Origin of the sequence: Parasphingorhabdus sp., from assembly GCF_048267785.1 — a bacterium.
GTDB lineage: Bacteria > Pseudomonadota > Alphaproteobacteria > Sphingomonadales > Sphingomonadaceae > Parasphingorhabdus.
Genome location: NZ_JBLWWU010000001.1, coordinates 126,077 through 147,241, shown reverse-complemented (window position 1 = coordinate 147,241; position 21,165 = coordinate 126,077). Strand labels below are relative to the sequence as shown.

At 55.2% G+C, this 21,165-nt stretch carries 20 protein-coding genes; 11 read left to right on the top strand and 9 right to left on the bottom strand.

Annotation, left to right across the window (positions count from 1 at the left end; all coding sequences use genetic code 11):
• Positions 1–10: 10 nt before the first annotated feature.
• Both ACN0VD_RS00660 and ACN0VD_RS00655 read right to left on the bottom strand, forming a co-directional pair.
• Positions 11–259 carry a hypothetical protein gene (locus ACN0VD_RS00660; RefSeq protein ID WP_417590541.1) on the bottom strand — a complete coding sequence of 83 codons (249 nt, stop codon included), beginning with the start codon at positions 257–259 and terminating at the stop codon, positions 11–13.
• Positions 256–1,632, bottom strand: coding sequence for a M28 family peptidase (locus ACN0VD_RS00655; protein ID WP_417590539.1), 1,377 nt, complete (start codon positions 1,630–1,632; stop codon positions 256–258). Before ACN0VD_RS00655 ends, ACN0VD_RS00660 begins: the two co-directional genes overlap by 4 nt.
• Positions 1,633–1,822: 190 nt before the next feature.
• Between ACN0VD_RS00655 and ettA the strand changes: the two genes are divergently transcribed.
• Both ettA and ACN0VD_RS00645 read left to right on the top strand, forming a co-directional pair.
• On the top strand, positions 1,823–3,502 hold the full coding sequence (gene ettA, locus ACN0VD_RS00650) for an energy-dependent translational throttle protein EttA (RefSeq protein WP_417590537.1): 1,680 nt from the start codon (positions 1,823–1,825) through the stop codon (positions 3,500–3,502).
• 247 nt (positions 3,503–3,749) lie between these two features.
• Positions 3,750–3,998 carry a hypothetical protein gene (locus ACN0VD_RS00645; RefSeq protein WP_417590535.1) on the top strand — a complete coding sequence of 83 codons (249 nt, stop codon included), beginning with the start codon at positions 3,750–3,752 and terminating at the stop codon, positions 3,996–3,998.
• A 156-nt stretch (positions 3,999–4,154) separates the two neighbouring features.
• Here the strand turns inward: ACN0VD_RS00645 and putP are convergent, their stop codons facing one another.
• The 3 genes from putP to ACN0VD_RS00630 form a co-directional block, all read right to left on the bottom strand.
• A complete protein-coding gene (putP, locus tag ACN0VD_RS00640) occupies positions 4,155–5,627 on the bottom strand; it encodes a sodium/proline symporter PutP (RefSeq protein WP_417590533.1) in 1,473 nt (490 codons plus the stop codon).
• 113 nt (positions 5,628–5,740) lie between these two features.
• Positions 5,741–6,499, bottom strand: a complete 759-nt coding sequence (locus tag ACN0VD_RS00635) for an NYN domain-containing protein (protein WP_417591065.1) — start codon at positions 6,497–6,499, stop codon at positions 5,741–5,743.
• Between the two features lie 291 nt (positions 6,500–6,790).
• Positions 6,791–7,432, bottom strand: coding sequence for a carbonic anhydrase (locus tag ACN0VD_RS00630; protein ID WP_417590531.1), 642 nt, complete (start codon positions 7,430–7,432; stop codon positions 6,791–6,793).
• A 64-nt stretch (positions 7,433–7,496) separates the two neighbouring features.
• Here ACN0VD_RS00630 and lipA point away from each other — a divergent pair, with 64 nt between their 5' ends.
• Together lipA and ACN0VD_RS00620 are read left to right on the top strand one after the other, a co-directional pair.
• Positions 7,497–8,450 (top strand): lipoyl synthase, encoded by a 954-nt coding sequence (gene lipA, locus ACN0VD_RS00625; RefSeq protein WP_417590529.1) that lies wholly within the window; start codon positions 7,497–7,499, stop codon positions 8,448–8,450.
• The gene (locus tag ACN0VD_RS00620; protein ID WP_417590527.1) at positions 8,437–8,922 is read left to right on the top strand and encodes a type II toxin-antitoxin system RatA family toxin; all 486 of its coding nucleotides are present in this window, start codon (positions 8,437–8,439) and stop codon (positions 8,920–8,922) included. The genes lipA and ACN0VD_RS00620 overlap by 14 nt, the downstream gene beginning before the upstream one ends.
• On the opposite strand, the gene ACN0VD_RS00615 is transcribed toward ACN0VD_RS00620, so the two are convergent.
• The 3 genes from ACN0VD_RS00615 to ACN0VD_RS00605 are packed head-to-tail and all read right to left on the bottom strand — an operon-like array spanning position 8,871 to position 11,100.
• The gene (locus ACN0VD_RS00615) at positions 8,871–9,386 is read right to left on the bottom strand and encodes a CinA family protein (RefSeq protein ID WP_417590525.1); all 516 of its coding nucleotides are present in this window, start codon (positions 9,384–9,386) and stop codon (positions 8,871–8,873) included. The genes ACN0VD_RS00620 and ACN0VD_RS00615 overlap by 52 nt on opposite strands.
• A gap of 20 nt (positions 9,387–9,406) precedes the next feature.
• A complete protein-coding gene (locus ACN0VD_RS00610) occupies positions 9,407–9,925 on the bottom strand; it encodes a hypothetical protein (protein ID WP_417590523.1) in 519 nt (172 codons plus the stop codon).
• Positions 9,925–11,100, bottom strand: coding sequence for a bifunctional 2-C-methyl-D-erythritol 4-phosphate cytidylyltransferase/2-C-methyl-D-erythritol 2,4-cyclodiphosphate synthase (locus ACN0VD_RS00605; protein WP_417590521.1), 1,176 nt, complete (start codon positions 11,098–11,100; stop codon positions 9,925–9,927). The genes ACN0VD_RS00610 and ACN0VD_RS00605 overlap by 1 nt, the downstream gene beginning before the upstream one ends.
• A 92-nt stretch (positions 11,101–11,192) precedes the next feature.
• Here ACN0VD_RS00605 and dusB point away from each other — a divergent pair, with 92 nt between their 5' ends.
• From dusB to hflX, 7 genes are all read left to right on the top strand, one after another.
• Entirely contained in the window at positions 11,193–12,188 is a 996-nt protein-coding gene (gene dusB, locus ACN0VD_RS00600; RefSeq protein WP_417590519.1) for a tRNA dihydrouridine synthase DusB, read from the top strand.
• Positions 12,188–13,261, top strand: coding sequence for a two-component system sensor histidine kinase NtrB (locus tag ACN0VD_RS00595; RefSeq protein ID WP_417590517.1), 1,074 nt, complete (start codon positions 12,188–12,190; stop codon positions 13,259–13,261). Before dusB ends, ACN0VD_RS00595 begins: the two co-directional genes overlap by 1 nt.
• 14 nt (positions 13,262–13,275) lie before the next feature.
• Positions 13,276–14,691, top strand: a complete 1,416-nt coding sequence (locus tag ACN0VD_RS00590) for a sigma 54-interacting transcriptional regulator (RefSeq protein WP_417590515.1) — start codon at positions 13,276–13,278, stop codon at positions 14,689–14,691.
• A gap of 96 nt (positions 14,692–14,787) precedes the next feature.
• On the top strand, positions 14,788–17,079 hold the full coding sequence (locus tag ACN0VD_RS00585; RefSeq protein ID WP_417590513.1) for an ATP-binding protein: 2,292 nt from the start codon (positions 14,788–14,790) through the stop codon (positions 17,077–17,079).
• Positions 17,080–17,094: 15 nt separating this feature from the next.
• Positions 17,095–18,477, top strand: coding sequence for a sigma-54-dependent transcriptional regulator (locus ACN0VD_RS00580; RefSeq protein WP_417590511.1), 1,383 nt, complete (start codon positions 17,095–17,097; stop codon positions 18,475–18,477).
• Between the two features lie 133 nt (positions 18,478–18,610).
• On the top strand, positions 18,611–19,105 hold the full coding sequence (gene hfq / locus ACN0VD_RS00575) for an RNA chaperone Hfq (protein WP_417590509.1): 495 nt from the start codon (positions 18,611–18,613) through the stop codon (positions 19,103–19,105).
• Positions 19,102–20,397, top strand: a complete 1,296-nt coding sequence (gene hflX, locus ACN0VD_RS00570; RefSeq protein ID WP_417590507.1) for a GTPase HflX — start codon at positions 19,102–19,104, stop codon at positions 20,395–20,397. Before hfq ends, hflX begins: the two co-directional genes overlap by 4 nt.
• Before the next feature lie 4 nt (positions 20,398–20,401).
• Here hflX and mazG read toward each other — a convergent pair whose 3' ends face one another.
• Positions 20,402–21,145, bottom strand: coding sequence for a nucleoside triphosphate pyrophosphohydrolase (mazG, locus tag ACN0VD_RS00565; RefSeq protein ID WP_417590505.1), 744 nt, complete (start codon positions 21,143–21,145; stop codon positions 20,402–20,404).
• Between the last annotated feature and the right edge of the window lie 20 nt (positions 21,146–21,165).

Sequence of the window (21,165 nt, the reverse complement as noted above, 5' to 3'; positions counted from 1 at the left end):
CTCCGGCGGGCTAATTTTCGGTCATATCCGCATCTGTCACTGCCGCAGGGTCGGGAATACCATCGGCGGCCAGTTCTGCATCGATATCCTCCGCCAGTGCCTTGACCGCTTCATCGGCTGCTTCCTCCAGCGATTTCGCCTCTTCCTCAATCCGGGCTTCCATTTCGGCGATCGCCTCGTCGCCCTTTTCCTCGACCGGGGTTTCGGAACAGGCCGCGAGCAGCAGCGCGGTCAGGACAAGGAATGCGGTTTTTTTCATTGTTTTGCCGGCATGGTGAGGTCCGCATCGCTGTTGGCGATGATCGAAAGCACCGTGCTCCACGCCGCGACATTCTGACGCAATTGTTCCGGATCGACCTTGTCGAGCGTATCATCCGGCGTGTGGTGCAGATCGAAATAGCGTGTGCCGTCCTGCTGCAGATCGATGACCGCGAGATTATTATTGGCGATGATTGACTGCACATCCGCTCCGCCACTGGCTTTCTGCTGTCCGCGTCCGATACCGAGCGGTTGCAGCGCTGTCGCGACCTGATCAGCCAGAGCGGAAGCGCCGTCCGGCAGGTTGAATTCCACCCGCCAGATCCGGTCGGCGCCAAAGTCCGATTCCATCGCCAGCGCATGATTGTCGCCCTTATGCGCCTCGCCATAGGCTTTTCCGCCCCAGATGCCGACTTCCTCGGCTCCGGCCCAAAGCAGCCGGATTGTGCGTCTTGGCTGGCCTCCTGCCATGATATGCTTCGCAGCGGCTGTGGTGATGGCGCAGCCCGAAGCATCGTCAATCGCACCGGTACCGAGGTCCCAGCTGTCGAGATGACAGGCGATCACGATCATGCCGAGCGACGGATCGCTGCCCGGCAGTTCGGCAATCACATTGCCGGATTCCTGCTGCCCGATATTCTGCGGGGTCAATACGAGCTTCAGTTTCACCGCTTTGCCACGGGCAAATATTCTTTCGAGATTTTCCGCATCGGGAATGGACAGCGCACCAGCCGGTATCGGCGTCACGCCCGCCTCGAAATTGGTGTTTCCCGTGTGCGGGTTGCGGTGATGATCGGTTCCGGCCGAACGGATGACGATCGCCGCCGCCCCTTTCTTGGCGGCAATATTGGGTCCGACAAAGCGCGCAGGGCCAAAAGCCCCATAGCTGGACCCGTCCTGTGTTGGTTTCATCTTGTGGCTGACAAAGGCAATCTTGCCCTTCAGGCTGCCATCCGGTGCCGCAATCAGATCAGCCAGCGTCGGAAAATAGACGACTTCCGCAGTCAGTCCCTTGTCGCCGGTACTGCCGCTGTTGCCCAGCGCGGTAATCGCCAGCGCCTGCGGAAAAGGGCTGACAACAGTCGCCGTTTCCTTGCCCCTGATCCAGGTCGGCATCATATAGGATTCGCTGCGGACATTGCTGAACCCCAGCGCTTTCAGCTTGGCGACCGCCCAGATGCGCGCTCTTGCTTCGGCTTCTGTGCCCGCCTGTCGTGGCCCGATCTCGGTGGTCAGTCCTTCGACTATGTCCCAGGCGACATCATCCTGCAGAGCCTTGGCCTGCAGCGCGACCGGATCATGATTGCCCGCGAGAGCGGTGGTGGACAAAAGAAGCGCCGATGCGCCAGCGAGCAGGGTGGCTATTATTCTCATGGCTGCTGACTAACTCGCCTTTTGTGCTTTGCCAATGGTCTCTTGCGGGGGAGGGGCGGAATAGCTACATAAGCCCTGAAAATAATCTGTCATCCGGGCGAAAGCCGGGATCTCCTAAAACCGAGCGCCAAGCCGCCTGAGATTTCAGCATCTGCTGGGATGACGCGCAACATGTGAGAAAGCAAAACAGATGGCCGCCCAATATTCTTTCGTCATGAAGGGTCTGTCGAAGACCTACCAGAACAAACAAAAGCCGGTACTGGAAAATATCAGCCTGCAATTTTATCCCGATGCCAAGATCGGCATCGTCGGACCGAACGGTGTTGGTAAATCGACTCTGATGAAGATCATGGCTGGCAAGGATACAGAATTCACTGGCGAAGCCTGGGCAGGGGACGGGATTACCGTTGGCTATCTGGAGCAGGAGCCGGAGCTGGACGAGAGCAAAACGGTCAAGGAAAACGTGATGGACGGCGTCGGCGAGATTGCTGACCATATCCGCCGTTTCAACGAGATTACCGAAATCATGGGCGATCCGCCGGAAGACGCCGATTTCGACGCGCTGATGGAAGAAATGGGCGTGTTGCAGGAAAAAATCGATGCGGTCGATGGCTGGACGCTCGACAACCAGCTCGAAATCGCGATGGAGGCCTTGCGCTGCCCGCCCGGCGACAGTGCGGTGGACAATCTGTCCGGCGGTGAGAAGCGTCGCGTCGCGCTCTGCCGTCTACTGCTCGAAAAACCCAGCATATTGCTGCTCGATGAGCCGACCAACCATCTTGATGCGGAATCGGTCGCCTGGCTGGAAAACCATCTCCGCGAATATCCCGGCAATGTCATCATGGTCACCCATGATCGCTATTTCCTCGACAATGTCGTCAACTGGATGCTCGAGCTCGATCGCGGGCGCTATTATGTCTATGAGGGCAATTATTCGCTCTATCTGGAGAAGAAAGCCAAGCGCCTCGAACAGGAGGCTCGCGAGGACAAGGGCAAGCAGAAGGCAATCAGCGACGAGCTGGCCTGGATGCGGCAGAATCCCAAGGGTCGCCAGACCAAGTCCAAGGCGCGTATCAAAAGCTTTGATCAGTTGGTCGAGGCACAGGAAAACCGCGATCCCGGCAAGGCCCAGATCCTTATCCAGACCCCGGAACGGCTTGGCGGCAAGGTGATCGAGGTCGATCATATATCAAAAGGTTTTGGCGACAAGCTGCTGATCGACGATCTCAGCTTCACTCTGCCACCCGGCGGCATCGTCGGCGTGATCGGCCCCAACGGCGCCGGCAAATCGACTTTGTTCAAAATGCTGATCGGTCAGGAAGAACCGGACAATGGCAGCGTGTCGATTGGTGAAACAGTCAAGCTCGGCTATGTCGACCAGAGCCGCGACGATCTCGATCCGAACAAGAATGTCTGGGAAGCGATTTCCGACGGTCATGACTATATGACGCTCGGCAAGCATGAAATGTCGACCCGTGCCTATGTCGGCGCGTTCAACTTCAAGGGCACCGACCAGCAGAAAAAGGTCGGCCAGCTATCCGGCGGCGAACGCAACCGGGTGCATATGGCGCGGATGCTGAAAGAGGGCGGCAACGTGCTGCTGCTCGACGAACCGACCAACGATCTTGACGTCGAAACCCTGTCGGCGCTGGAAGAAGCCCTCGAAAGCTTCGCGGGCTGCGCCGTGGTCATCTCGCATGACCGCTTCTTCCTCGATCGGCTCGCGACGCATATCCTGGCGTTTGAAGGCGACAGCCATGTGGAATGGTTTGAAGGGAACTTTGAAGCTTATGAAGAAGACAAGATCCGGCGGCTTGGCGAGGACGCACTGAAGCCGAGCCGGGCGACGTACAAGAAATTGACACGGTAGTTCAAATTTTGACGAATTGAAAATTCGTGATATATATTCACCCTATGTTGAAGACGCTCAAGGATGCGCTTTTGGGTGCTGTTGCGACGGCTTCTGTCGCGGCCGTCGGTTTTTTAATCGTTGACTACGTCGAAGATCACGAATGCAAACAAGTTCAAGAGATTATTATGGATGATCAATGGAATCCTGCATTATCGTCAGCTCAAAAACAGATTATTGCCAAGTATGTTGTTAAGGAGCAAATATCGTGTTTGAACAGATAGAAGTACTTGAAATTATCGTCTTAGTTCTGGCTGTATTGGTAGGTTTTGCTACATTTTTTGTCTTGCAAAATAGAGCCAATTCCGATGATCATCTGTTAGACACATATCTTCATGAGCGAGATATGATGCTTCACAAAATATACTCCAAATCGGCAAACGATGAAGTGGAATTTGGGGAATATGAATCGTCAGTCCCGTCTTTCCGGGAATGGAAGCAAAAACACGACCTATAGTTTGGGGAGCAAGAAAGCGGCATGATTGGCCTATCAGAGGAGGAGTCTGACGCTTTCAAATCGAACCTAATGACCAGTGTCGGGGTTAGTATTTCGATTAGGCATTACAAAGTTTGAAAATTTGCCACTTCAACATTAGCAATCGGGCCATTGCAATCATCCTTGATTGTCTGGCGCATTCCCGATCAAACTAACTCCGACAATCGCCGCCATCGCTGTGACAAAGCCCGGAATAATCTCGTAGACCCCGGGACCACCGAGAAATTCCTTATTCCAACCCAGCGAAATCCACAGAATCACCACGCCAGCGCCAATCACCAGTCCCGCCACCGCGCCAGCCCCGGTCATCCGTTTCCAGGTCAGCGACAGCAGGATCAGCGGCCCGAACGCCGCGCCGAAGCCCGCCCAGGCATTGCTGACCAGTCCCAGAACCTTGCTGTCCGGATCGCGGGCGATATAGATGGCGACCAGCGCGACCAGCGCCACGAACACACGCCCAATATTGACCGTTTCCCGCTCGCTGGCATTCTTGCGCAGAAACAGGCGGTAGAAATCCTCGGTCAGCGAACTGGATGATACCAGTAGTTGCGAGCTGATCGTGCTCATGATCGCGGCTAGCAGGGCGGCTAGCAGGAAGCCGGTGATCAGCGGGTGGAACAATGTGTTGGCCAGCAGGATGAAGATGGTTTCCGGATCATCGAGCACCAGCCCGTTCATCTCGACATAGGCGCGTCCGGTGATGCCGACTCCGATGGCACCGAGCAGGGCCACGCCCATCCAGCTCATGCCGATATTGCGCGCGGTGGCCACCTGCGGCACCGAGCGGATCGCCATGAAGCGCACGATGATATGAGGCTGCCCGAAATAGCCGAGGCCCCATGTCACGGCCGACAAAAAGCCGATGAAGGAAAGGCCGGCGGTGAGGCTGAGGAAATCCGGATCAATCGCGTTGAGCTGGCTGGTGACCGCACTGATGCCGCCATCATTGCTCAATACCACGATCGGCATCAGCACCAGCGCGACGACCATGATGCAGCCTTGGACAAAATCGGTCAGGCTGACAGCAAGGAAGCCGCCAACCATCGTATAGGCGAGGACGACGCCCGCGGTCAGCCAGATGCCGGTCATATAATCGCTCATCCCGGTGTTGCCGAACAGGCCGGCGAAGCTGGTTTCGAACAATTTGCCGCCGCCGACCAGGCCTGCCGCAGTATAGACAGCAAAAAACAATACGATGATGATCGCCGACGTCACCCGCAGCGCGAGCGCCTTATCGGGGAAACGATTGGCGAGAAATTCGGGGATGGTGAGGGCGTTTCCGAGTCTTTCGGTCTGTTCGCGCAGACGCGGGGCGACCACGATCCAGTTGACAAGCGCGCCAAGAAAGAGGCCGATGCCGATCCATACCTCGACCAGCCCGGCAGCATATAGCGCGCCGGGCAGACCGAGCAACAACCAGCCAGACATGTCAGAAGCCCCGGCAGACAGGGCAGCAACCGCGGGGCTGAGTTGTCGCCCTCCAAGGAGATAGCCTTCACTGCTGTCGGTGGATTTGCGCCAGGCATAAAATCCGATGGCCAGCATCAGGATAAAATATAGGGCGAGTGAAAATAAGGCTCCGGTTTGCATCCGACGGTCATAACGATTTTGACCTCGATGTCACCACTTGCCTTTTTGGGAGGTCGTTTCGTCGGGACGGGGACGGGTCTTGTGTACCTTCTTCCTTACGGGAAAAGAAGGTCTCACCGCAGCCTTTTGACAAATAACTGCCCATTCTCATCCCGTTTTGTCTGAAAGTTCGGAACCGCTTCAAACATTTCGGAGAGTCGGGAAAAACCATAGTTGCGGACATCGAAACTCGATCGGTTGCCAGCGATCTTGCCCACTTCGCTAAGGCTGGCATAGCCTTCGGCGTCGCGTTTACTGGCCTGATAGGCGTCGATAAGAAGGTCGAGCAACTCCGGATCAACCTCGCCGTTGCTTTCGCTTGTGCTGCCCGGACCGTCCGATTTGGCTGGTGTCTTGACGTCACTTCTAGGAATGGCCCGATTGCGGCGGTCCGCCTTGATCAGCGCATCGACGTCGATAAACCGGCTGCACGCCTGCTTGAACGCTTCAGGCGTCTTGGCGCTGCCAAAACCGTAGACGGGCAGGCCGTCCTGCCGAATGCGCATCGCTAGCGGCATGAAGTCGCTGTCGCTGCTCATGATCCCGAAGCCGGTGACATTGCCGCGGAACAGCAGGTCCATGGCATCAATCGTCATCTTCATGTCGGTGGCATTCTTGCCCTTGGTCATGTCGAACTGCTGTTGCGGTTCGACGCCATATTTATGGAGGATATCAACCCAGCCCTTGAGCGACTGCTTGCGCCAATTGCCGTAGGCGCGGCGGATATTCACTGTTCCCAGCTCGGCCAGCGCGGTCAGCACCGGGTCGAGGCCATTGTGACTGGCATTATCGGAATCGATCAGCAGAGCGATATTGTCATGATGTTGGTTCATCATGTATAAATGGGCCGTGAGCGCAGGGCGTTCAAGCGGAAAAATGCTGTCCTACAACGGGGCGAATCGATTATGCTGGCCCCGGCTCTTTGACATGTCAGGTTGCAGGATCGCGCGAATCCCATTCGCGCGCACGGTCGTGTCTTGCCGAGGTCGGGCAGAGGCTTTTCATTTTATAACAGTGTAAAGTTTGTAAAGCTCACCTGCGGTAAAAGCCGCGATCCAGATGCAGCAATATCGCATTGATTTTGAAGTTATTTCGTCAATAGGCTGGAATATCGAAGAAACTTGTCACTCAACTGGTGAGAATTGATCCGTCTCGTCGTCCAGCACATGCAATCTGCCCTCGGCGATCGCGAACCATGCACCGATCAGACGAATCGATCCGTCCGCCTCTTTCTCCTGAATGCACGGAAAAGTCCGTAAATTGGCAAGGCTGGTCTTGATCCCTTCATGCTCCATCGCCAGCTGCGCGGCGCGGCTGCTCAAATCTCCATGATCGTGCGCGACTTTGGCCCGCGCATCGTCGAGCAGGGTGATCCAGTCGGCGATAAACCCGCCTTTGCCGGGGGGCATGTCTTTCATCTGCTCGGACAGGGCCGCTGCGCAGCCGCCACAGCTGCCATGACCCATGACCACCACTTCGTCGACGTTGAGAAACTGCACGGCAAATTCCAGTGCAGAGGAAACACCGTGATGACCAGGAGTCGTTTCAAACGGGGGGACCAATGCTGCCACATTGCGGACAACAAAGGTTTCGCCCGGATTGGTGTCGAAAATCTGCGTCGGATCAACCCGGCTGTCGCTGCAGGCGATGATCATGACTTTCGGGCTCTGGCCTTCTTTGAGCTCGTCCCAGCGATCACGCTGCGTCGCCCATTGTTGGGAACGGAAACGGCGATAGCCATCGAGCAGGTCTGAAAAATTTCTCATGTTTCGGTCCATATCACCGGTTTAGGGGGTGGCAAGAGTGGTTTTCTTCCCCTATTTGACAGAAATGAACGAAATCACCAAGATAACTTCGCCCGATGGCCCGCCAGAACGCCAGCGCAAACCCGACTGGATTCGCGTAAAAGCGCCGATGGGTGCCGAATTTGAAAAAACCCGCGCGTTGATGCGGGAGCATAAACTTAACACGGTATGTGAAGAAGCGGCTTGCCCGAATATCGGTGAATGCTGGACCAAGAAACACGCGACGGTCATGATCCTCGGCGACGTCTGCACCCGGGCCTGCGCCTTCTGCAATGTCAAGACGGGCATGCCGATGGCGGTAGACGCTCTGGAGCCGCAGCATACCGCCGATGCCGCAGCAAAGCTGGGGCTCGAACATATTGTGGTGACCTCGGTCGACCGTGACGATCTGCCGGATGGCGGTGCCAGCCAGTTCGTTAAGGTTATCGAGGCCCTGCGTCGGACAACACCACAAACCACGATTGAAATCCTGACGCCGGACTTCCGCAACAAATCGGAAGCGGCTGTGGAGGCGATCGTCACGGCCAGGCCCGATGTCTATAATCACAATCTCGAAACGGTGCCGCGGCTCTACCCGACGATCCGTCCGGGCGCGCGCTATTATGCCTCGCTGCGTCTGTTGGAACAGGTCAAGCGGCACGATCCGTCGATCTTCACCAAGTCGGGTGTGATGCTGGGTCTGAGCGAAGAGCGACTTGAAGTGCATCAGGTGATGGACGACATGCGCAGCGCCGATGTCGATTTCCTGACGATGGGGCAATATCTCCAGCCGACAACGAAACATGTGAAGGTCAGCGAATTCGTCAAGCCACAGGCATTTGACGCTTATGCCTCGGTTGCCCGGGCAAAAGGCTTTCTGCTGGTCGCTTCAAGCCCCTTGACCCGCTCAAGCTATCACGCGGGAGAGGATTTCGCCAAGATGCGCCAGGCACGGGAGGAAAAGCTGGCGCGTTCGGGTGCTCTAGATGCCGGCGCATAGGGAAACCCGCGATCTTCCGTACAGCGCAGGACAGATGTACGCGCTGGTCGCCGATGTCGGGCGCTATCAGGAATTTCTGCCCTGGGTGGTAGGAACGCGAATCAGGGCGGACAGCGAAACCGAGATGCTCGCCGATGTTCTGGTGGGATTCAAGGGTTTGCGGGAGCAATTTGCGTCACGGGTGATCAAGGTACAGAATCAGTCGATAGATGTCGACTATCTTGATGGTCCGCTAAAACAGCTTCACAATGAATGGCGGTTCCGGCCGCGCGATGGCGGCGGATGCCACGTCGATTTCTATGTCGAATTTACCTTCAAGAACCGCATGTTTGAAAAACTCGCGGGGCAGATGTTTGCAAAAGCCTTGCACCGGATGACCAGCGCCTTTGTCGAGCGCGCCGGGGAAATGTATGGCAGCAGCTACGCGCTGCCTTCGGGCAGCAACAGTTCCAGCGCGACGAGTACCGCCTGACAGCGGATATCGGCGCGGCTCTTGTCATCGCCGAACATCTTGCGGTCGGCAACGACATCATCCGTACTCTTGCCTTTTTCGGCTTTGGCAAAGACCACGGTGCCGACCGGCTTTTTCTCTGTGCCGCCGCCTGGTCCAGCAACGCCGGTAATGGCGACAGCGACGTCACACTCGGATCGTTCGAGAGCGCCCTTGGCCATTTCCCATGCCACTGCGATTGAAACCGCGCCGAATGTATCCAGCAAATCGTTGCTGACACCCAGCATTCTCTGCTTGGCCTCATTCGAATAAGTGTTGAAACCGCAATCGAACACGTCGCTGCTGCCCGGCACTTCCGTCAGCGCCGCAGCAACCAAACCGCCGGTGCAGCTTTCGGCAACGGTTATCCGCCGTCCGGCAGCCCGGTTTTTCTCGATGACCGTTGTCGCTAGCGTGACAAGCTCGGGAGGGAGGAGATTTTTCATAGACCGGCGCCGTTAGACCATCATGCCGGTGCTTTGCAAATGGGAATATTCTGTTTCTTGTCTTCCTTTGTCGCGGCCTGAACGATTGTTATCGCCAGACTGGCAAGGTTTGAGGACGGCATCGGTTCAAGATCGCCGTATATCTTGTCAATCAGGCTACAGTCTTTCGGTTTGATTTCCTCGGCAATCAACTGGGTGAACATCGCGTCGGCAATCGGTCGCAACAGTGTATCATCAATGTCCGCAGGCAGCTTCTCGCCCGCCAGTACTGATACAGCGCCCTTGGCTTGCGGCCACGCGCTTTCGGATGCTGCACGATATTTCGCGAGTTGCTCGGAATTTTCTTTCATCAGCGGCGCAGTTGCAGGCAGGGTTGCGGCACATTTGTTGCGGCTGGCCTGCACGGCAGTGGGCAAAATATAGGTGATCAGTGCCTCGGCTTGCGCCACGCTGAGACATTGTTCGACCTGAGCCGCCTGGGCCGATGCGCTGTGGGCGAGGCCCAGTATCGAAAGGCCGGTCATGAGAGTCTTTTTCATCAATTTTCCTCCAGTGAAATCGTAGCAATGGCTTGTGCGGCGATTCCTTCCCTGCGGCCCGCAAAGCCCAGTCCTTCAGTTGTGGTAGCCTTTACACTTATTTGGTCGGGCCCGAGTGACAATATTTCGGCAATATTGTGCCGGATCGCGTCGCGGTGTGGCTTGATTTTGGGAGCTTCGCAGATGATTGTCATGTCGACATTATGGATCACGCCGCCTTTCGCAGCGATGAGCGAGACGGCATGCTCGACAAACCGGGCGGATGCAGCACCGCGCCACTGCGGGTCGGTGGGAGGGAAATGGTCGCCGATATCGCCGGCACCGATCGTGCCGAGCAGTGCATCGGTGAGCGCGTGCAGCAAGACATCCGCATCGCTGTGACCGGAAAGTCCGGTGTCATGATCTATTTTTACGCCGCCCAGCCACAAGTCCTCGCCCGCGGCCAGACGGTGGACATCATAACCCATTCCCGTGCGAATTTCTCTCATATGCTGTTTTCTTTCTCCGCCAAAATCCGCCGGCCATGTGTATTTCTTCAATGCTTCGTCTCCTTCGACAACCGCAACGGCATGGCCTGCGGTCTTGAAAATTTGTGCGTCATCGCTGGCGTTCTGGTCGGCGGGAAATTGTTCATGGGCTGCGACAAGCTTCTGAAAGTCGAATGCTTGCGGGGTTTGGACGCGCCACAGGCTGCTGCGGTCCACGGCCCGGTCCAGACGGTCGTCTACCAGTCGCACCATGGTATCGACGCTGGGCAAGACCGGAATTGCCGCCGATAGGCTGTCCAATCGTTCGAGCAAGCGGTCGATTATATGATGAGGCAGAAAAGGACGCGCGGCATCGTGGATCAGGATATTTCCGGCGCCGCCATTCTCGCGGATCGCGATCAGACCGTTAAAAACCGATTGCTGGCGGGTCGCGCCACCGATCACGATCCTGTGGTTTGAACCGGTGCCAAGCGCCGTGTTCAGCAGCTCTTCCTGACCTTCTGCTATCACGATCCATATCTGGTCAATGGCGGGATGGGTGGAAAGACTCTCGACGCTGTGGCGCACCATGGGCTTCCCGTCTACCATCTCGAACTGCTTGGGAAGGGACAATCCGGATCGCGCACCGATGCCGGCGGCGACGATCAATGCATGGGTTTGCTGGGTAGAATTGTCGGTATCAATCATCAACCGCGATTTACGCCGAGAAGCAGCATGAAGCAATTCTTGCCTCAAAATAGATTTGTCGATAAGGGATGCTCAAATTTTAGGCAATATTAATGAAACTCAACCCCATCTCGATTGGCGATATTGAAATCGCAAGCCCGGTTTTGTTGGCGCCGATGACAGGTGTTACCGATTTGCCGTTTCGCAAACTGGTCCGGCGTTTCGGATCCGGACTCAATGTCACGGAAATGATCGCCAGTCAGGCGATGATCCGCGAAACCCGCCAATCGTTGCAGAAATGTGCCTGGGATCCGATCGAGGAGCCGGTTTCGATGCAGCTTGCCGGCTGTGATCCGGGAGCAATGTCCGAAGCAGCCAAGCTGAACGAGGATCGCGGCGCGCAGATTATCGATATCAACATGGGGTGTCCGGTCAAAAAAGTCGTCAATGGCGATGCGGGTTCGGCGCTGATGCGCGACCTTCCGCTGGCCGCATCCCTGATCAAGGCGACCGTCGCCGCAGTCAAGGTGCCGGTGACCGTCAAGATGCGGATGGGCTGGGACCATCAAAGTTTGAATGCACCTGAACTGGCCCATATTGCGGAAGACCTCGGTGCAAAAATGATTGTTGTACACGGCAGAACCCGCTGCCAGATGTACCGGGACAGTGCCGACTGGGCCTTTGTCAGAAAAGTCAAAGAAGCTGTTTCCGTGCCGGTCATCGTCAATGGAGACATTTGCACTATCGAAGACGGGCAGGCTGCGCTGGAACAAAGCGGCGCGGACGGTTTGATGATTGGCCGGGGCGCCTATGGCAAGCCGTGGTTGCTCGGACAGTTCATGCACTGGTTTAAAACCGGAGAAAGTCTGCCGGACCCGGATATCCGGGCGCAATATGCGATACTCGACGAACATTATCGCGACATGCTGAAACTCTACGGAGAAGATGTCGGCGTCAAGGTCGCGCGCAAGCATGTTGGCTGGTACACCAAGGGATTGCCCGGATCGGCAGAATTCCGGAACCGCGCGAACAGCGTGGCCGATCCGCACCTGGTGCTGGAAATGCTGGAAGAATTCTACGCGCCCTGGCTGGATAAAGCGGCAGCCTGATGGACATTGATCCGTCGGTCGAACAAATTCTGGCCGGGCTCAAACACGCATTGATTGTTGTGGATTCGAATCACATTATAACCCGGATCAACCCAGCAGGCGAAGCCTTGTTTGGAACCAGTGCGAAACATTTGATCGGCCGCCCGGTACAGAAGATACTGCATTTTCCCGACGAGAGACTCAACACTGCCTTGACCGAACGGGAAATCAGTCTGACCGCGCGCGGCGTGATGATTTCGAGCGAAGAACGCAAATTGGGTATCGTCGATTTTGATATTCATCCACTGGCTTCGGATTCTTCCTGGCGGCTGATTTCTCTGTCGCTGATGCCGCAGGACGGGCCGATATTGGAGAATGACAGCAGCGATCCATCCAATCTTGCTATCCGCGCACCCGATATCTTGAGTCACGAGATCAAAAATCCACTGGCTGCGATAAAAGGAGCCGCGCAGCTTCTGGAACGGCAGCTTGATACATCGCAAAAAAAACTGACGCAGATGATTACCGGCGAAGTGGAACGCGTGGTCAATCTGCTCAACCGGATGCAGACACTGTCCTCCAACCAGCCGGCCCAGACCACTGCCGTCAATATTCATTCGTTGATCGACCGCGCACGACGGTCGATCGAGGCCGCAACCGGCCAGGCCGTGAAAATCAAAGACAAATTCGATCCGTCCTTGCCGGATGCTCTGGTCGATCCGGATGCCATGATGCAGGTGCTGACCAATTTGCTGGCCAATGCTGTTGACGCCACAAAACATCTGTCCGATCCGGAAATCCACATCATCACCCGCTACAGTTTCGGCGCATCCCTGTCCGCCCAGGGAGCCAAGGCGGCGGTACGCTTGCCGATCCAGATAATGGTATGCGACAATGGGCCCGGGGTTCCAGCCGATCTGGAACAGGAAATATTCTCGGCTTTCGTCTCGACCAAGAAGGAAGGGCAGGGGCTGGGTTTAGCTCTGGTGAAGAAGCTGATGCGCGATATGAACGGCCGCATTCGCTATGATCGCGAAAATCATGACGAATTGAGCAGGTTTACGCTGTTCATTCCCGTCGCACCGAAAAACTGACGTCAGGATAATCTATGGCCAACGAAAAAATCCTATTAGTCGAAGACGATCTGTCGGTCAGCCATGTCATCATCACCGCTTTGCGGGCCGATGGCTATGAAGTCGAAAGCTGCAAGTCGATTGCCGAGCGCGACGCGCTGATGGGGAGCAGTTCCTATGATCTGTTACTCACGGATGTTGGACTGGGAGAGGGCGACGGAATTTCTTCTCTCGACAGCGTGAAGGCGAGCCATCCCGATATTCCGATCATCATCATCTCGGCGCAGAATACGCTCAATACCGCGGTGCGCGCTTCTGAAACCGGCGCGTTTGAATATCTGCCCAAGCCATTTGATCTCGACGAGTTGGTACAGGTCGTCGGGCAGGCGTTGAAACCGAAGAATATACCGGCCGACGAACCGTCGATGGAAGAAGAAAGTCTTCCGCTGGTCGGACGAAGCCCGGCGATGCAGGAAGTCTATCGGATGATTGCCAGATTGTTGAAAAACGATCTGTCGGTTCTAGTCCTAGGGGAATCGGGAACCGGCAAGGAACTGGTTGCAGAAGCGATCCATGGCCTGGGGCATCGGAAGTCAGGACCGTTCATAGCCGTGAACATGGCCGCAATTCCATCGGAGTTGATTGAGGCCGAACTTTTTGGACATGAAAAAGGCGCGTTTACCGGTGCCGTGGCCAGCGCTTCCGGCAAATTTGAACAGGCACAGGGGGGTACCCTGTTCCTTGACGAGATCGGCGATATGCCAATGCATGCCCAGACTCGCCTGCTGCGAGCGCTCCAGTCTGGCGAAATCAACCGGGTCGGCGGCAAGGGGCTGGTGAAGCTCGACGTCCGGATTATTGCTGCCACCAATCATAATTTCCTCGAATTGATCGAACAGGGAAAATTCCGCGAAGATCTCTATTACCGGATCAACGTGGTGCCGATTGAACTGCCACCGCTGCGGGAACGCGCCAGTGATATTCCGGCGCTGGCGTCCCATTTTCTCAAGCTAGCGGTAACCGAAGGGCTACCCCAAAAGCAGATTTCCCAAGAGGGAATGAACCTGCTCTGTCATCATTATTGGCGCGGGAATGTCCGCGAACTCAAAAATGTTATCTATCGCCTTGTGGTGACTGGCAGGGAAGACACGCTTTCCGAGGACGCGATCCGCCAAATCCTCTCCGCGGACAAGGGCGAGGATCGGATCGAAGCCGAGAATCTCGAATTTGAAAGCCATATCAAATCGATCGTGCTGGGTTTGATGGCTCATCCGGAAAAGGAAAATCTCTATGCCATGGCGCTGGAGAAATTTGAAAGGCCGTTGCTGATCGAGATGATGCACCACGCGCATGGCAACCAGATAAAGGCCGCAAAAATTCTCGGGATAAATCGAAATACCTTGCGCAAGAAGCTGAACGAATATCAGATTGACCCGAGCGAATCCAAATAGCCATCCACGACGAGCTGACGGATTGCTTCGTCGAACCGTGATATATTTGCAATATTAGTGCTTTTCCCGCAACGAAACTGTTGTATTGAAAGCACAATGAGGCTTTCCAACCATAATCTGGTCCAGCGGGTACCCAACTGGCTACGGCGTTTGTCGCTGATGGTCGAGCGAGAGACATTGGTAAGACGGATCGAATGGATTGCGTTGCTCGTTTTTGGAGCAATAATGGTTGGCACATATTTTCTGCTCAGCAGACAGTCGGACCAGACGGATTTTATTTCGCCGCCACTGACCGCCGCATTGCTTGTGGCGAACTTGCTTCCTGCGATGACCTTGCTGGTCCTGTTCGGTCGGCGGATTGCAAAGGGCAGGGCGGCCAAGTCCTCAATCGGTAGTAAAGGCCGATTGCATGTTCGACTGGTTGCCTTATTCTCTCTGGTCGCCAGCATTCCGATGTTGCTGGTGGTCATTTTTGCCTCATTGCTGTTTCAATATGGCGTCGAATTCTGGTTCTCCGACCGGGCCAGGGGGATGCTGGAAAACGCCAATGATCTGGCGCGCGGCTATTATGAGCAAAATCAGCGTGAAGTTGGCGAAGAGACGATCACCATGGCCAATGATTTGCGCAATTATTTGGAACAGGCCAATCTCGAGAGTCCCGAATTTGCAGAAGGCTATGTCTTCCAGGTGCTGTCCCGCAAGCTCAATGAATCGGCGATTATAGAAATCGGACCGGATGGCCTGGCGCGCACAGCTGCAGCGGTGGACCCGGATGACGGTGACAAACAGCCCAAGATAACCGACGAGGTTATGAAGCAGCTCGAACAAGGCAAAAACTACGTCGTGACTGCACGGCCGAACAAGATTGAAGCAGTGACGGCGCTCGATCTGAAATCGCGGATATTCCTCTACGCCGCACGAGATTCCGACATGCTCGCGTTGAGCCAGTGGGAAAGGGCGCAGGCGGTTCTTGCCGATTATGACGAGCTGTTTTCTCGGTCGAGAAGCCTGCAATTACAGTTTAATATCGCGCTGTTTGTCATCTCGCTGCTCATTGTCGGTCTGGTCTTGTGGATTGCACTGATGGTTGCGGATCGGATGGTCAAACCGGTCAGCGATCTGGTTCATGCAGCAAAGCGGGTCACCGAAGGGGATCTTGCGACGCGGGTGCCAGGAACGTTCGAGAATGACGAAATTGGCACATTGGGACGGGCATTCAACCGCATGACCGAACGGCTTGAAACGCAAACAACCGCCCTGATGACAGCAAACGAGCAATTGGGAAGCCGCCGGGCGTTTATCGAGGCGGTGCTGGAATCGGTCACCGCTGGAATTATCAGTCTTGATGAGAAAGGGGAAATCAAGCTCGTCAATTCGCAGGCCCAGTCGCTGCTTTCAAAATCCGCCGAGGATTTGCTCGATGTCGATATCCGCAAAGCGGCTCCGCAATTTGCCGAACTCATTCAGGAAGGCGTCGAAAACAGCATCATCGAATTCGCATCAGATTCGGACATGCGAACGCTGGCGGTAAAAATCGTTGGTGGCCCGACGGGCCACGTCATCACCTTTGAAGACATAACCCAGCAATTGCTCGATCAACGGCGAGCCGCATGGTCCGATGTCGCAAGACGGATCGCTCATGAAATCAAGAATCCTTTGACACCCATCCAGTTGGCGGCGGAGCGCCTGCAACGCAGATTCGGCCCGCATATCGGCGAAGATGCTGCCGTATTTGATAATCTCACCAAGACAATTATCCGGCAGGTCGGAGATCTTAGAAATATCGTCGATGAATTTTCGTCGTTCGCACGCATGCCCAAACCGGTGTTCCGTGAGGAAAACCTCGATGATATCCTCAAGCAGGCGTTGTTCTTGCAGGATGTGGCGCATTCCTCCATCGCATTTAATTTTGTTGCCGAGGATGAGCCGATCACCCTTGTGTGCGATCGTCGGCAACTGGGTCAGGCATTGACCAATATTATCAAAAATGCGGCTGAAGCCATTCAGCAAAAGGCTGAAACCAACAAAGATTTTACGCTGTCCGACGGCAAAATAGAATTGGCAGTTCGAACCGAAAATCAATTGGTCGTCATTGACCTGACGGATAATGGCATTGGCTTGCCAATCGAACGCGACAGGATCGTCGAACCCTATATGACGACACGGGCCAGCGGTACCGGGTTGGGTCTGGCGATCGTCAAGAAGATCGTCGAAGAACATTTCGGCGAAATGAAATTCTGCGATGCACCAGAGGGCGGCACCCAGGTTACGATCCGGTTCAGTCCGTCAAAACTGGCAAGATTATCTCCTGCCAGGGATGATGCGTCTGCTGCGACAACGACTGATTTCGATGACAGTGATGGTCAACTGATTGAAATTGAGAAATAGGATTAGAGGCTTCATATGGCGTTAGATATTTTGGTTGTCGATGACGAACCTGATATTCGTGATTTGATATCCGGTGTGCTGGAAGACGAGGGATATAGCACCCGTGTAGCGGCAGACAGTGATGCCGCGCTTGCTGCGGTCAACGAGCGTCGACCTTCTCTGGTTCTGCTCGATGTCTGGCTGAGGGGATCGCGAATGGATGGCCTGGAGTTGCTATCCGAATTGAAGCAACTGGATGCAAAACTGCCAATCATCGTTATTTCAGGCCATGGCAATATTGATACAGCAGTCGCAGCCGTAGGACAGGGCGCGGTCGATTTCATTGAAAAGCCCTTTGAAGCCGAGACTCTGCTGCATCTGGTATCCAGAGCAACCGAGACCGAACGTCTTCGCCGGGAAAACGAAATATTGAAGGCACGTGTGGGATTCTCCGATGAATTGACCGGAAATTCGGCGGCGGTGAATAATGTCCGAGCCACATTGAAACGTGTAGCCGGCACGGGAAGTCGGCTATTAATCTCCGGGCCCGCAGGTGTCGGCAAAGAAGTCGCGGCACGTCTGATGCACAACTGGAGCACTCGTGCGGACGCTTCGTTTGTAACGATCAGCGCCGCCCGCCTGTCACCCGAAAGTGTGGAAGAAGAGCTTTTCGGTACCGAAAAGAACGGGAAAATCGAAAAAACCGGATTGATGGAAGAGGCCCATGGCGGAACTTTGTTCATCGATGAAGTTGCCGATATGCCGCTCGACACCCAGGGCAAGATATTACGGGTGCTGACCGAGCAAAGCTTTAACCGGCTCGGCGGTTCCCAGAAGGTGAATGTCGATGTACGGGTGGTCTCCGCAACGTCCCGTGACCTTGACGTTGAAATTCGTGAGAAGCGATTCCGGGAGGATCTGTTCTACCGTCTCAACGTGGTACCGGTCGTATTGCCGCCGCTCAATCAGCGACGGGAAGATATCCCGGTCCTTGTCGAACATTATGCCGCGCGCTTTGCCGCCGATCAACGCTTGCTTCCACCGGAAATTTCGGACGAAGCCATGGCGGCGCTACAGGCTTGCGACTGGCCTGGTAATGTCCGGCAATTGCGCAATGTCATCGAACGGACGATCATTCTGGCACCCAAGGACAAATTCACAAAAATCGAGGTGGATATGTTGCCTCCCGAAATTCTCGGCAATGACGACGATCTCGACCAGAGCGTTGCCTCTTTGATGGGTTCGCCGTTGCGAGAAGCGCGGGAAAGCTTCGAGCGGGAATATCTGAAAGTACAGATCAGGCGATTTTCTGGCAATATTTCCAAAACCGCAAATTTCATCGGCATGGAACGCTCCGCCCTGCATCGAAAATTGAAAATATTGGGGCTGGCGTCGCGCAAGAAGCCGGACTCCGAGTGAGGCTAACGGTTATGCGGTTGTCGTGAACGTGCTAATCTCATATATGGGGGGTGGCGAACCCTGCAATATGGAGGAAATCGTCACATAAATCATAAAATGTCATCGCAAAGATGGCCAATAATTGGAGTCAAAAATGACCGATAAATCAAATAACTTACAGGATTTGTTCCTAAACTCCCTTAGAAAATCCAAAACCCCGGTGACCATGTTTCTGGTCAAAGGTGTCAAACTACAGGGCATCGTGACCTGGTTTGATAATTTTTCTGTACTGCTGCGCCGCGACGGGCAATCCCAGCTGGTGTACAAGCACGCGATTTCCACGATCATGCCTTCCGAAGCGATCGACACCCAGGTTTTTTCCGACATGATGGAGAATGCCAAATTTCGGGCAGGGGTGTTGCAGGAAGTGTTTCTGACAGCGGTCCGCGACAGCACGGATCCGGTGACCATGTTTCTTGTCAATGGCGTGATGTTGCAGGGCAAGGTTTCCGCCTATGACCTCTTCTGTATCCTGCTGGAACGCGAAGGCCTTTCACAACTGGTGTATAAGCATGCCATTTCCACCGTTCAGCCGGGCGGACCGCTGAATCTGGCAGACTATAACCAAGCAGCTGATGGTGCAGATTGATCCCATTTGAGAAGGAAAGTCTCGACAGCAAGAGCCGCCGGGCTCTTATCGTACATCCTGACATGGTGTCTCTGAGCCAATCGGCGCTCGAGTATCGGCTGGATGAAGCGGTCGGTCTGGCTCTTGCGATCGGACTGGTGGCGACGGCTTCGCATTATTTTTCGGTTCGCAAAGCCAAGCCCGCAACCCTGTTCGGTTCCGGTCAGGTCGACCAGATCCGTACGATGATGGCTGAAAACGAAGCCACGATATTGATTGTCGATGGCAGTTTAAGTGCGATTCAGCAGCGTAATCTGGAAGAGAAGCTCGACGTTAAGGTAATCGACCGAACTGGTCTGATTCTCGAAATATTCGGAGCCCGGGCGGCTACGGCAGAAGGTCGTTTGCAGGTCGAGCTGGCGCATCTCGATTATCAGGCTGGCCGGCTTGTCCGCAGCTGGACCCATCTCGAGCGGCAGCGGGGTGGTTTCGGCTTTCTTGGTGGTCCCGGAGAAACCCAGATCGAATCGGATCGCCGCATGATCCGGGACCGCATGGCGAAGCTGCGCAAGGATCTCGCTCATTTGCGCAAGACTCGCGCGCTTCACCGGGATCGCCGCCAACGTGCACCGTGGCCGGTTATTGCGCTGGTCGGTTATACCAACGCCGGAAAATCGACCCTGTTCAACCGCTTGACCGGTGCCGATGTCTTTGCAGAGGATTTGTTGTTTGCGACCCTCGATCCGACAATGCGGGAATTTCCGCTACCTGGCTATGACAAGGCGATTTTATCGGACACTGTCGGCTTCGTATCCGACCTCCCCACGCAACTGGTAGCGGCCTTCCGGGCAACGCTCGAAGAAGTCAGCGCGGCTGATATTGTGGTGCATGTCCGCGATATCTCGCACGAGGCAAGCGATGCTCAGGCGCGCGATGTCCGGCAGATACTGGCTGATCTTGGCGTGTCCGAGGACGCGGGCGAGGGGCCTCCGGTGATTGAAGCATGGAATAAGATTGACCGGATTACCGAAGATGATCCGCTATATTCCCGAATTTCGGCTTCGCTGCCGCCAAATGTCTGCACGATTTCGGCGCAAACCGGCGAGGGCGTTGAAAGGCTTGTCGACCTGATCGCAAAAACCCTGTCCGAAGGCTATATTTCGGAAAAGGTAACAGTGGCCGTGTCCGATGGCAAGAAACTTGCCTGGCTGCACGAAAATGGGCGGATTTTAAGCAGTGAGCAGGATGCCGGCAATCTGGTGCTGGCTGTGGAAATGTCACCGCGCAACTGGGGGCGCTTTCAGGCGTTATAAGCGGTCAGTCATCGGCTAGGCTGGTTTTCGCTTTTTGCCATTCCGCTTCCAGATCCTCGAGCGGCATATCGTCCATTGATTCGGTAACATTAGCTTCTACTATATTGAATCTCCGGATAAATTTCTCGGTTGCATCAGCGAGGGCACGCTCGGCATCGACCTTGTAATGCCGGGCCAGATTGACCGCAGAAAAGAGCAGGTCACCGATTTCCTCGTGCACTTCCTCATCAGTACGGGCCGCCGCCACTTCTTCGAGCTCTTCGAGCAGTTTTTCCTTCACCGGTTCTTTGTCGGGCCAGTCGAATCCCACCCGAGCGGCCCGTTTCTGGATTTTTTGAGCGCGTAACAGCGCGGGCAGGGCCAAGGCGACGCCGTCCAGCGCGCTGCTCTGACCGGATCGTTCGCGTTCATCGGCCTTGATTTGTTCCCAACCCGGGCTCTGCTCCGCTTCGCCGAAAATATGCGGATGCCGCCTTGTCATTTTGTTGCAGATCGTCGTGACCACATCGTCAAAATCAAATTGCTTGGCATCGGCCGCAATCTGGCTGTGAAATACAACCTGGAGGAGGAGGTCGCCCAATTCATCTTTCAATCCCGCCATATCATCGCGCTCGATGGCATCGGCGACTTCATAGGCTTCCTCGATCGTATAAGGCGCGATGGTCTTGAACGTCTGCACCTTGTCCCATTCGCACCCGTCTGCCGGGTCGCGCAAACGGCGCATGATTTCAAGCAGGGGATCGATCAAATTGGCTTCCGTTCTATCCA